Origin of the sequence: Iodobacter ciconiae (genome assembly GCF_003952345.1) — a bacterium.
GTDB classification, from domain to species: domain Bacteria; phylum Pseudomonadota; class Gammaproteobacteria; order Burkholderiales; family Chitinibacteraceae; genus Iodobacter; species Iodobacter ciconiae.
Window position 1 is genome coordinate 2572890 of the sequence record NZ_CP034433.1, and the last position, 12456, is coordinate 2585345.

6 protein-coding genes, 3 rRNA genes and 1 pseudogene are annotated in these 12456 nt (G+C 47.6%); 4 read left to right on the forward strand and 6 right to left on the reverse strand.

Annotated features, from left to right (window positions below; translation table 11 throughout):
• Both EJO50_RS11095 and EJO50_RS11100 read left to right on the forward strand, forming a co-directional pair.
• The gene (locus EJO50_RS11095) at positions 1 to 474 is read left to right on the forward strand and encodes a hypothetical protein (RefSeq protein WP_125974187.1); all 474 of its coding nucleotides are present in this window, start codon (positions 1 to 3) and stop codon (positions 472 to 474) included.
• A gap of 133 nt (positions 475 to 607) precedes the next feature.
• Positions 608 to 907: an STAS domain-containing protein gene (locus EJO50_RS11100; protein ID WP_233702056.1), complete on the forward strand. Its 300-nt coding sequence runs from the start codon at positions 608 to 610 to the stop codon at positions 905 to 907.
• Positions 908 to 958: 51 nt separating this feature from the next.
• Here EJO50_RS11100 and EJO50_RS11105 read toward each other — a convergent pair whose 3' ends face one another.
• Both EJO50_RS11105 and EJO50_RS11110 read right to left on the reverse strand, forming a co-directional pair.
• Complete coding sequence (locus EJO50_RS11105; RefSeq protein WP_125974189.1) at positions 959 to 2023, reverse strand: AI-2E family transporter; 1065 nt, start codon at positions 2021 to 2023, stop codon at positions 959 to 961.
• 448 nt (positions 2024 to 2471) lie between these two features.
• Positions 2472 to 2774: a hypothetical protein gene (locus EJO50_RS11110; RefSeq protein ID WP_125974191.1), complete on the reverse strand. Its 303-nt coding sequence runs from the start codon at positions 2772 to 2774 to the stop codon at positions 2472 to 2474.
• A 393-nt stretch (positions 2775 to 3167) separates the two neighbouring features.
• On the opposite strand from EJO50_RS11110, the gene EJO50_RS11115 reads away from it, so the two are divergent.
• Together EJO50_RS11115 and arsJ are read left to right on the forward strand one after the other, a co-directional pair.
• On the forward strand, positions 3168 to 4172 hold the full coding sequence (locus tag EJO50_RS11115; RefSeq protein WP_125974193.1) for an ArsJ-associated glyceraldehyde-3-phosphate dehydrogenase: 1005 nt from the start codon (positions 3168 to 3170) through the stop codon (positions 4170 to 4172).
• Positions 4173 to 4317: 145 nt separating this feature from the next.
• Entirely contained in the window at positions 4318 to 5523 is a 1206-nt protein-coding gene (gene arsJ, locus EJO50_RS11120) for an organoarsenical effux MFS transporter ArsJ (RefSeq protein ID WP_125974195.1), read from the forward strand.
• 140 nt (positions 5524 to 5663) lie between these two features.
• Here arsJ and rrf read toward each other — a convergent pair.
• From rrf to mnmA, 4 genes and pseudogenes are all read right to left on the reverse strand, one after another.
• Positions 5664 to 5776, reverse strand: a 5S ribosomal RNA gene (gene rrf, locus EJO50_RS11125).
• A gap of 135 nt (positions 5777 to 5911) precedes the next feature.
• Positions 5912 to 9205, reverse strand: a 23S ribosomal RNA gene (locus EJO50_RS11130).
• Between the two features lie 306 nt (positions 9206 to 9511).
• A 16S ribosomal RNA gene (locus tag EJO50_RS11135) occupies positions 9512 to 11045 on the reverse strand.
• Together the 16S, 23S and 5S rRNA genes form the textbook arrangement of a ribosomal RNA operon.
• 341 nt (positions 11046 to 11386) lie before the next feature.
• Positions 11387 to 12449: pseudogene (mnmA, locus tag EJO50_RS11140) on the reverse strand (tRNA 2-thiouridine(34) synthase MnmA).
• Positions 12450 to 12456 lie beyond the last annotated feature (7 nt).

A 12456-nucleotide genomic window follows, 5' to 3' on the forward strand; every position in this document is an offset into this window, starting at 1 on the left:
ATGGCACTTGCTAAAGCCTGTTTTAATCAGCAGCAAGAAGCCCTTGCAGAGGTCGTGGTCCGTGATTTACTCAGAAACAGCCACGATGATCTAAACCTTGCGGCAAAGATAACCACGCTTTACCGCCAGCACGGCCATCAGGATCAGGCCGAGCAACTTATCAAAGAAAACAGCGCCAGCATTGTGGCACTCAATAATGAAGCCGTAAAAATGGCCCGCAGCGGAGACCTGGCTGGTGCCGCAGAGCTATTTATCCGGGCGGCAACTGATATGCCCGGCAATATACAAGTGCTGCTCAACACTGTAAATGCCCTGCTTGCCTATTCCAATCAACATGGCTGGCACCAAGAGTGGATGCAACTCAGTCATAATTACCTGCTGCGCATTCATAATTTGGATCCCGGCAATGGACGCGGTTTGCAATTACGAGAGTTTTTCCGTAAAACAAAACAACGTTATGATATTAGCGAGTAAACCCACCACTGAATTAATCAATCATTAGCAAAAACCAAAATGCAACTCTACAATAGGGAAGAAGCCACAGTAGTGTTTGCTTTCAATACTGCAATAGCAAGAAACAGAGCTAAAATTAACAAGGGATAAAACCATGCAAACCAGCACCAAAATTGACGATCATAAAGGCCGTATTATGCTAAATGGCAATTTTACGTTTGAATCGCATCGCGAATTCAAGCAAGCCACTACTGCAGCACTGGAAACCCCGGGCCTGACCGAGCTCGAAATGGATTTCGGAGCAGTTGACTATATGGACTCTGCAGCCCTGGGCATGCTGCTGCTCCTTAACGAGAGAGCCAATGGCCGTAAAGTGACTTTAATCAACTGCAGGGGCACTGTTAAGGCAGTATTGGAAATTGCCAATTTTGGTAAAATATTCGAAATAAAATAATAAAAAAAGAGCACCGCATATTTAATTAATACGGTGCTCTTTTAGCATCTTTTAAACCTTATTTATTGCAGGACCTCCTTTCACCCAGCTTCCCAGCAAGGCATAACACACCGCTAATAAAGTAGGGCCTAAAAAAACACCCAGTAAACCAAAAGACAGGGCCCCGCCCAAAACACCAAATAAAATTAAAATAAAGGGTAAATCACTTTCTTTACCAATAAAAAGCGGTTTCACCACATTATCTGCGGTCCCCACCACAAAGATCATCCAGATTGCCATGAAAACAGCCCAGCCTGTGTGTCCTTGATAATAAAGCCATGCCGCAGCCGGCAATCCAATTAGCCCGGGGCCCCCCGGCAAAATAGAAAGAAAACAACTTGCAAAGCCCAAAGTTAGAGAATTAGGCACGCCCGCAATAAAGAAACTGAACCAAGCCAGAACGCCCTGTACCAAAGCTGTTCCTAAAAAGCCATAAACAACCCCCCTGATTGTACCTGCAGCTACATTTAATAACGATTCTGCTTTTTCTCCGGCAATGCGCCACATCATGCCTTTTAACCAGGCAGCAGCCCGTTCTCCATGTAGATAAAAGAAAAAAGCCACAATTAAACTTAAAGCCAGTAATAAAAATCCGCCGCCCACAATACCGCCAAAGCGTAATAAACCTGATGCAATTGGGCCACTAAAGCCTCGTACACGCTCTAATAAAGCCGGATCACCCTGGCCAAGCTTCAACCAGAAACCATTAATCCACTCACCCAGATAAGGAAAAGTACTAATCCAGGCTGGTAGATCCGGCCAGCCCACCTGAAACTGTAAACTCATAGTTTTAATTAATGAGCCAGCCTGGCTGGCAAATTCAAACCCAGCCATTAAAAGGGGTAAAACTAAGAATGTCAGCAAAGCCGTAATAAAAAGTAGTGCCGCAATAAAACGACTCCCTCTGCAAAACCTCACTAAATATTGATAAGGCTTCCAGGTGGTATACACCAAAATGGCCGCCCAAATGACAGAAGCAAGAAATGGGGCCATAATCATTAAGCCCAGCCAAATCAAAGCCCCCACCGCTATAATTGCAGCCAGAGGCTCAATTAAATCAGAACTACGTATACGCATATCACTCGCCTTTAACCATTCGAAATGGGCCTTCCCAGCATACCCCTAAATAGACTCAGTGCCCCTTACATATTGCCCAACAATCTTCCTCTTTGTTACTTTTTGGCTTTTAGAATCGAGTCTGTCCTTAAAATACACGAAGCCTGGCAAGCTTCTGTATGAATCAGTCCCGGGTCAACTTACACCCACTTTTATATCAAATTATTTTACCCGGGTATTATCAAAGGATAATATATTGGAAAAAGCAGATTTATACCAATGCAGAGATAGTAAAAAAATAAATCGTAAAGTCATAATTATTTAATCTTAAAAAGATAAATCATATAAATTTATGCAAAAGACATATTAATTCAGAATATCCCGCCTATTTTTGGTATACAACCTTTCGCAATCGCTGCAACGCTGTCTTATTCTGAATAAACAGCTTAAAAATTAAAACCAGCCCGGTTTAGTCATAATATAAATGAGAAAATTTTTTAGACTGAGCAATTAACCCAGACACAATCACAGCGGCTTCATGACGGCCAGCAGTTGTATTAATTACGCTACAGTTGTCTTCTAATGCCGCATGAACCTCGCAAGCCAAATGAAACAGTAAGGTTTCTTCCTTAAATGGAGCAGTTGAAAGGTAGTAATTAATTTCATCAACAATATGATCCGCTAATTCATTTGAGTCTTGTACCGGGGATGTCAAAATACGTTCATATAAACGCACGCCGATCACGCCAAGCGCAAACAGCTGGGTGGGCATAATTAAAACTCCTATTTCATAAAGATTAATCCACTCTAGCCTTTACTAAACCCAGCACTTACCCCTCCCGTCGGATGGTGATTTCCAAATACAGGAGACACCTATGAAACACTAGAATCTATTGATGTTTGATTTCCGGCCGCCTTGGCTACAATTTTAGGACTGGGTTGAAAAACAACCAGTTACTACTATCTGATGCCCCTTCGTAATCACAGTCCATTACACTTCCAACAAGGTTATATAAAAACTTATACAGAGAAAAACATGAGCAAACGCTATAAACTCCATTCATTTATACTGGCAAACCAGCCTGCAGCCAGATTACAGAAACGCTGTTAAAAACAGCCTGCTATGAACACAACGTGCAAATAAAATTAGTAAAAAGGAAGTTCTATGAGCATCAAAGTAGGTATTAACGGCTTTGGCCGTATGGGACGCTTAACCCTGCGCGCCGCTTGGGGCTGGCCCGATATTGAGTTTGTGCAAATCAACGATCCGGCTGGCGACGCGGCCACCTTGGCCCATTTGCTTAACTTTGATTCGGTACACGGCCGCTTTGCGCAAAATGCGGAAGCAATCAATGATGAAATTGTGATTGGCGAGCAGCGGATTAAAGTCAGCCACAATAAGGCAATTGGCGACACCGACTGGTCGGGCTGCGATGTGGTGATCGAAGCCTCGGGCAAAATGCGTAAAGTAGAATTGCTGCAAGCCTATCTGGATCAAGGTGTAAAACGTATCGTTGTCACCGCGCCAGTCAAAGAAGCAGGTGTCTTAAATGTAGTGGTTGGAGTGAATCATCACCTCTATAACCCAGCCCTGCATCGCATTGTGACTGCAGCCAGCTGCACCACCAACTGCTTGGCCCCCGTCGTCAAAGTGATTCACGAGCAACTTGGCATCCGCCATGGCAGCATGACCACCATTCATGATCTGACCAATACCCAAACCATTATCGATGCGCCGCACAAAGATCTGCGCCGCGCCCGCGCTTGCGGCACCAGCCTGATTCCCACCTCCACCGGATCGGCCACCGCCATTACCGAAATTTTCCCTGAGCTAAAGGGCCGCTTAAACGGCCATGCCGTGCGCGTGCCTTTAACCAATGCATCGCTCACCGATTGTGTATTCGAGCTAGAACGCGCCACCACCATTGAAGAAGTCAACGGCCTGCTGAAAGCCGCATCCGAAACCTACCTGAAAGATATTCTGGGCTATGAAGAGCGCCCACTGGTATCAATCGACTACCGAGGCGATGCCCGCTCATCCATCATCGACGCACTCTCTACCATGGTGATCAATAGCACGCAGCTCAAGCTCTACGCTTGGTACGACAATGAATGGGGCTATGTAAATCGCACGGCAGAGTTGGTAAGGCTGATGGGAAGAGATTTATAAACAAAGATTGCGATCAAAACCCACTATTGAACCACGGAGGCCAAACAGAACAAGGAGTTTCACGGAGAAAAACAAGCGACGAATGAGGCTGTTTTCTTCGGTTTTTTTGTATTTAAATAGCGACCTATCCCAACTTGGATCCCCCATGCTCTCCCCGCAAATTCGCCAATATCTAATTATCACCGGTAATTACTGGACCTTTACCCTCACCGATGGGGCGCTGCGGATGTTGGTGGTTTTGCATTTTCATCAGCTTGGCTTTTCTCCGCTAAGCTTAGCCATGCTGTTTTTGTTTTATGAAATTTTTGGTGTGATCACCAATCTAATCGGGGGCTGGTTGGGCGCTCGCATTGGCTTAAATAAAACCATGAATATCGGCCTTGGCCTGCAAGTTATCGCCCTATTGGCGCTCACCGTGCCCACTACCATGCTCACCGTACTTTGGGTGATGGCGGCGCAAGCCCTATCAGGGATAGCCAAAGATTTAAATAAAATGAGCGCCAAAAGCAGTATTAAAACGCTGGTGCCCGCAGGGGCAGAAGGCAAGCTTTATCAATGGGTGGCTCTGTTAACCGGCTCTAAAAATGCACTAAAAGGCGTGGGATTTTTTCTAGGCGGAGTTTTGCTCACCCTGCTTGGTTTTAGCGGCGCTGTGCTGCTGATGGCGAGCTTATTACTATTGGTATGGCTAGGCAGTGTGATTACGCTTAAACAAGACTTAGGCAAGGCAAAAAATAAGCCCAAGTTCAGCGAGATTTTTTCTAAGAGCAGGTCGGTGAATATTTTATCCGCGGCGCGACTTTTTTTATTTGGTGCACGCGATGTATGGTTTGTAGTGGCACTGCCGGTGTTTTTATCGCAAACACTGGGCTGGAGTCACCTTGATGTCGGCTCATTCTTTGCAGTATGGGTGATTGCTTATGGCGTAGTGCAATCCCTTGCTCCCTATCTAACCGGCAAAAAATCCGGTCAAGTCCCCGATGGGAAAAGCGCCTCTATCTGGGCCTTAGCACTAGCCCTTGCAGCAGCAGGCATCGCGATAGCCATGAGCCACGAGCAACATTTGCAAGCTATCATTATTGGGGGCTTACTCCTATTTGGCGTTTTATTTGCCATTAATTCATCGCTACACAGTTATTTAATTGTTAGCTACGCCAAAGATGACGGCGCATCGCTCGATGTTGGTTTTTACTACATGAGTAATGCCATGGGGCGCTTACTAGGCACCGTGTTATCTGGCTGGGCATTTCAACTTGCTGGTCTCATAGCGTGCTTATGGATTTCTGCGATATTTATAATAATCGCATCACTCATTTCCACAGCACTGCCACGAAATAACACGAATAAGTAAGGAAGTTACTTGCGCTGCCCAAATTTTCTCAATTGCACTGATACTTGATTTTCTTCCACGCAAAGCAAAACCCCCGCCTCTTTCGAGTACGGGGGTCTTGTTTACATCACGTGCGAATCTTTGATTCGCTCAGTAAAGGTGTCTGGCAATGACCTACTTTCACACAGGTATCTGCACTATCATCGGCGCTAAGGTGTTTCACTGTCCTGTTCGGGATGGGAAGGAGTGGGACCACCTCGCTATGGTCGCCAGACTTTAACGGGGTAACTCGTTGTGTGTATTGCTCCACAACGCGTTCAGTTCAATAGAAGAAGTAATGTCTTACATTTCAAATCTAGTTTTCTAATCTGGGTAGATTATACCGTCGCGCACACGCGTCTCAGGTTATAGGATCAAGCCTTACGGGCAATTAGTATCGGTTAGCTTAACGCATTACTGCGCTTCCACACCCGACCTATCAACGTCCTGGTCTCGAACGACCCTTTAAAAGGCTTAAAGCCTTGGGGAAATCTCATCTTGAGGCGAGTTTCGCGCTTAGATGCTTTCAGCGCTTATCTCTTCCAGATTTAGCTACCCGGCGATGCCACTGGCGTGACAACCGGTACACCAGAGATCTGTCCACTCCGGTCCTCTCGTACTAGGAGCAGCCCCCCTCAAATTTCCAACGCCCACTGCAGATAGGGACCAAACTGTCTCACGACGTTTTGAACCCAGCTCACGTACCACTTTAAATGGCGAACAGCCATACCCTTGGGACCGGCTACAGCCCCAGGATGTGATGAGCCGACATCGAGGTGCCAAACTCCGCCGTCGATGTGAACTCTTGGGCGGAATCAGCCTGTTATCCCCGGAGTACCTTTTATCCGTTGAGCGATGGCCCTTCCATTCAGAACCACCGGATCACTATGTCCTGCTTTCGCACCTGCTCGACTTGTCTGTCTCGCAGTTAAGCCGCCTTATGCCATTACACTATCAGTACGATGTCCGACCGTACCTAGGCGACCTTCGAGCTCCTCCGTTACAATTTGGGAGGAGACCGCCCCAGTCAAACTGCCTACCATGCACGGTCCCCGATCCGGATAACGGACCAAGGTTAGAACCTCAAAGGGGTCAGGGTGGTATTTCAAGGTCGGCTCCACGCAGACTAGCGTCCACGCTTCATAGCCTCCCACCTATCCTACACAAACCACTTCAAAGTCCAATGCAAAGCTACAGTAAAGGTTCACGGGGTCTTTCCGTCTAGCAGCGGGGAGATTGCATCTTCACAAACATTTCAACTTCGCTGAGTCTCAGGAGGAGACAGTAGGGCCATCGTTACGCCATTCGTGCGGGTCGGAACTTACCCGACAAGGAATTTCGCTACCTTAGGACCGTTATAGTTACGGCCGCCGTTTACTGGGACTTCAGTCAAGAGCTTGCACCCCATCATTTAATCTTCCAGCACCGGGCAGGCGTCACACCCTATACGTCGTCTTTCGACTTTGCAGAGTGCTGTGTTTTTGATAAACAGTCGCAGCCCCCATTTCTCTGCGACCCATTTCTGCTCCATTCGCGAAGAACTTCACATACTCTGGGCTCACCTTCTCCCGAAGTTACGGTGATAATTTGCCGAGTTCCTTCTCCTGAGTTCTCTCAAGCACCTTAGAATTCTCTTCCTACCCACCTGTGTCGGTTTGCGGTACGGTCAATATAAAGCTGAAGCTTAGAGGCTTTTCTTGGAAGCATAGGATCAATCACTTCAGTCCGAAGACTTCGTCGTCACGTCTCAGCGTTATAGCAGCCCGGATTTGCCTAAGCCACACGCCTACTCGCTTAAACCACCTATTCCAACAGATGGCTGACCTACCTTTCTCCGTCCCCCCATCGCACTTCATATCGGTACGGGAATATTAACCCGTTGTCCATCGACTACGCATTTCTGCCTCGCCTTAGGGGCCGACTCACCCTGCGCCGATGAACGTTGCGCAGGAAACCTTGGGTTTTCGGTGTGCGGGCTTTTCACCCGCATTATCGCTACTCATGTCAGCATTCGCACTTCCGATACCTCCAGCATCCTTCTCAAGACACCTTCGCAGGCCTACGGAACGCTCCTCTACCATTTAGGAGCCAGCTTTCAGGGTTCGGGTTTCAGTGATTTGCCTAAACCATGCAACATCTTGGCGATCTCTTCATATTGATCGCGCCAACGTTGCCAGTCTGTTTCACTGATGTATCCTAAATCCATGCTATATCGTAGCCAAACTCGCACTTCATCTGCACTGCCTAAGGCAATAAAAATGAAGCGTAAAAATTCTCCTTTCAAGTAGCCTTGTTTGCCAAATCCTTCTGCAAGATTTGCAACAATGCTTTTACTCGATCGTCGTATTTGATCACCCAACGCGTATTGTTCAATCTTTGGAAAGCTTAAGCTCATCCGATGAATCTCTAAGGAGACCACATAGGCTTTCTTAAACACGTCCAATTCTTCTACACGTTGAACCATCGTTTGACTCCTGAAGCCTGAAAGCTGACTCCTAAATTCGCGTCTTCGGTTATCAGTTTGAGCCCCGTTACATCTTCCGCGCAGGACGACTCGACCAGTGAGCTATTACGCTTTCTTTAAATGATGGCTGCTTCTAAGCCAACATCCTGGCTGTCTATGCCTTCCCACCTCGTTTTCCACTTAACTGATTATTTGGGACCTTAGACGGCGATCTGGGTTGTTTCCCTCTTGACCATGGACGTTAGCACCCACAGTCTGTCTCCCATGCTCGCACTTGACGGTATTCAGAGTTTGCCATGGTTTGGTAAGTCGCGATGACCCCCTAGCCATAACAGTGCTTTACCCCCGTCAGTGATACATGAGGCACTACCTAAATAGTTTTCGAGGAGAACCAGCTATTTCCAAGTTTGTTTAGCCTTTCACCCCTATCCACAGCTCATCCCCTAATTTTGCAACATTAGTGGGTTCGGACCTCCACTGCGTATTACCGCAGCTTCATCCTGGCCATGGATAGATCACTTGGTTTCGGGTCTACGCCCAGCAACTATGCGCCCTATTCGGACTCGGTTTCCCTACGCCTCCCCTACTCGGTTAAGCTCGCTACTGAACGTAAGTCGCTGACCCATTATACAAAAGGTACGCAGTCACCCCATTTTGCAAGGGCTCCCACTGTTTGTATGCATCCGGTTTCAGGTTCTATTTCACTCCCCTCCCGGGGTTCTTTTCGCCTTTCCCTCACGGTACTGGTTCACTATCGGTCGATGATGAGTATTTAGCCTTGGAGGATGGTCCCCCCATCTTCAAACAGGATTTCTCGTGTCCCGCCCTACTTCTCGCATGCTTAGTACCAACCAATCTCTTTCGTGTACGGGGCTATCACCCACTATCGCCAGACTTTCCAGACTGTTCCACTAAAGTTTGATCTATCACATGCAGGCTCTTCCCATTTCGCTCGCCACTACTTTGGGAATCTCGGTTGATTTCTTTTCCTTCGGCTACTTAGATGTTTCAGTTCGCCGAGTTCGCTCTACACCACCTATGTATTCAGTGATGAGTGACCCAAAAGGGCCGGGTTTCCCCATTCGGATATCGATGGATCAAAGCTTATTTGCCAGCTCCCCATCGCTTTTCGCAGGCTAACGCGTCCTTCTTCGCCTATCATCGCCAAGGCATCCACCAGATGCACTTAGTCGCTTGATCCTATAACCTCAAACACGTATCAACAAAGTTAATACAATTCGAAGTATCTGATTTCGCTTTGTTTGCGACATCGATTATTCAGTTCTGACTTCGAATAATCAATTTTGATACAATCTACCCTTATTTATTTCTAAACTTGAGTATTACTTCTTCTATTTTTTTAAAGATCAATTTACTGTCTTGCTGATTTTAGAAACCAGAATTAATGTGACTTTTGTTCAGCCCGATTAATTCTGCATCCTAAACCAACAATCCCTAAACCTACAGTCGATGAGTGTGAGTACTCAATCCAAAAGTCTTCTCTTGAAAGGAGGTGATCCAGCCGCAGGTTCCCCTACGGCTACCTTGTTACGACTTCACCCCAGTCATGAATCCCACCGTGGTAAGCGGCCTCCCGAAGGTTAGCCTACCTACTTCTGGTGAAACCCATTCCCATGGTGTGACGGGCGGTGTGTACAAGGCCCGGGAACGTATTCACCGCGACATGCTGATCCGCGATTACTAGCGATTCCGACTTCATGGAGTCGAGTTGCAGACTCCAATCCGGACTACGATCGGTTTTATGAGATTAGCTCCACCTCGCGGCTTGGCAACCCTCTGTACCGACCATTGTATGACGTGTGAAGCCCTAGCCATAAGGGCCATGAGGACTTGACGTCATCCCCACCTTCCTCCGGTTTGTCACCGGCAGTCTCCTTAAAGTGCCCAACCAAATGATGGCAACTAAGGACAAGGGTTGCGCTCGTTGCGGGACTTAACCCAACATCTCACGACACGAGCTGACGACAGCCATGCAGCACCTGTGTTCAAGTTCCTTGCGGCACCCCCCAATCTCTCAGAGGTTCTTGACATGTCAAGGCTAGGTAAGGTTTTTCGCGTTGCATCGAATTAATCCACATCATCCACCGCTTGTGCGGGCCCCCGTCAATTCCTTTGAGTTTTAGCCTTGCGGCCGTACTCCCCAGGCGGTCTACTTCACGCGTTAGCTGCGTTACTAAGGAACGAATTCCCCAACAACTAGTAGACATCGTTTAGGGCGTGGACTACCAGGGTATCTAATCCTGTTTGCTCCCCACGCTTTCGTGCATGAGTGTCAGTATTAGCCCAGGGGGTTGCCTTCGCCATCGGTGTTCCTCCGCATCTCTACGCATTTCACTGCTACACGCGGAATTCCACCCCCCTCTGCCATACTCTAGTTCACCAGTTTGCAATGCAATTCCCAGGTTGAGCCCGGGGCTTTCACATCACACTTAATCAACCACCTGCGCACCCTTTACGCCCAGTAATTCCGATTAACGCTTGGACCCTACGTATTACCGCGGCTGCTGGCACGTAGTTAGCCGGTCCTTATTCTTCCGGTACTGTCATCCCCAAAAGATATTAGCTCTTAGGATTTCCTCCCGGACAAAAGCGCTTTACAACCCGAAGGCCTTCTTCACGCACGCGGCATTGCTGGATCAGGCTTGCGCCCATTGTCCAAGATTCCCCACTGCTGCCTCCCGTAGGAGTCTGGACCGTGTCTCAGTTCCAGTGTGGCGGATCGTCCTCTAAGACCCGCTACAGATCGTCGCCTTGGTGAGCCTTTACCTCACCAACTAGCTAATCTGATATCGGCCGCTCTAATAACGAGAGGTCTTGCGATCCCCCTCTTTCCCCCTCAGGGCGTATGCGGTATTAGCTATCCTTTCGGATAGTTATCCCCCATTACTAGGTACGTTCCGATATATTACTCACCCGTTCGCCACTCGTCAGCGGTGCAAGCACCCTGTTACCGTTCGACTTGCATGTGTAAAGCATGCCGCCAGCGTTCAATCTGAGCCAGGATCAAACTCTTTAGTTTAATCGCTAAGCTAGTACTTACTGGCTTACAAAACTCAAGCCATTCCGAAAAATGACTCTTACTATGCAAGCACTTGTTTCGCTTCCGAATCAAGCACTCACACTCATCGACTGTATTTTTTTAAAGATCGTTTCGCTTGCCCAAACACTGTGTTGCCGTGTGTGCTGCAGCGAGAGGCCGAAATATACGGATGTAGGCCGTATCGGTCAAGCGCTAGCGTGCAATAAAAGCGTAGTAATGTGCTAAGTAGTTGATTCGTATAAAACACAACTCAATATCAATAAAGCAAACAAGCTGCAGATCTCTGCAGCTTGTTTAAAACAAAGATAAGTTTGCTCCGACTAAATGATAATTCCACCGCCCAAGCAGACCTCTCCGTCATACAGCACCACTGATTGCCCTGGTGTAACCGCCCATTGAGGCTCATCAAAGCGTAACTCACAACGACCATCCTCCATCCAGAGCAACTCACATGCGGCATCTTGTTGGCGATAGCGGGTTTTCGCAGTGTAGCGCCCCAGCGCTGGAGGCTCACCCAAAACCCAGGAAAGATCTTGCGCCTGTAAAGTGCTTTTAAGCAGCAGAGGATGATCATGGCCTTGCACCACGATCAGCTCATTTTTAGCCATATCTTTGCCCGCAACAAACCAAGGAGCACCCTCTCCGCCAATACCGAGACCTTGTCGTTGACCAATAGTGTGGTACATCAGCCCCATATGCTCGCCCATAACCTTACCTTCCGGGGTAACCATAGGCCCGGGCACTTTAGGTAAATAGCGATTAAGGAATTCACGAAATGGGCGCTCGCCAATAAAGCAGATGCCGGTGCTGTCTTTTTTCTTGGCGTTATGCAGGCCGATTTTCTCTGCCAATTCACGCACTTCTGTTTTCAGCATATTACCCAGCGGAAAAAACGGCATGGGCAACTTGCTCCTGGCTGAGTTTATATAGGAAGTAGCTTTGATCCTTGCTGGCGTCTTTAGCACGAAGCAGCTCTGTACGGCCATCTGGGCGCACGCGATTGGAAGCGTAATGCCCAGTTGCCAACTTAGTACCACCCAGTTTGATTGCGTAATCCAGAAAGCACTTAAATTTAATTTCGCTATTACATAAGATATCCGGGTTTGGCGTTCGGCCAGCCGAATACTCCGCCAGAAAATAGCTAAACACACGCTCCTTATATTCTTGGGCGAAATTAACCAATTCAATATCAACGCCCACTTTATCCGCAACCGAAATCGCATCTAGGCTATCTTCTTTAATCGAACAATACTCATCGGTATTATCGTCCTCCCAGTTTTGCATAAAGACACCAACTACGTCGAAGCCCTGCTCTTTTAAGAGCCACGCAGTCACCGAAGAGTCGACCCCCCCGGAAAGCCCTACTACAATTTTGTCAGACATACTTATA

What these genes read in the sequence shown, in the direction of transcription:
- EJO50_RS11095 (WP_125974187.1), top strand. Translation starts at nt 1, where the DNA reads ATGGCACTTGCTAAAGCCTGTTTTAATCAGCAGCAAGAAGCCCTTGCA.
- EJO50_RS11100 (WP_233702056.1), top strand. Translation starts at nt 608, where the DNA reads ATGCAAACCAGCACCAAAATTGACGATCATAAAGGCCGTATTATGCTA.
- EJO50_RS11105 (WP_125974189.1), bottom strand. Translation starts at nt 2,023, where the DNA reads ATGCGTATACGTAGTTCTGATTTAATTGAGCCTCTGGCTGCAATTATA.
- EJO50_RS11110 (WP_125974191.1), bottom strand. Translation starts at nt 2,774, where the DNA reads ATGCCCACCCAGCTGTTTGCGCTTGGCGTGATCGGCGTGCGTTTATAT.
- EJO50_RS11115 (WP_125974193.1), top strand. Translation starts at nt 3,168, where the DNA reads ATGAGCATCAAAGTAGGTATTAACGGCTTTGGCCGTATGGGACGCTTA.
- arsJ (WP_125974195.1), top strand. Translation starts at nt 4,318, where the DNA reads ATGCTCTCCCCGCAAATTCGCCAATATCTAATTATCACCGGTAATTAC.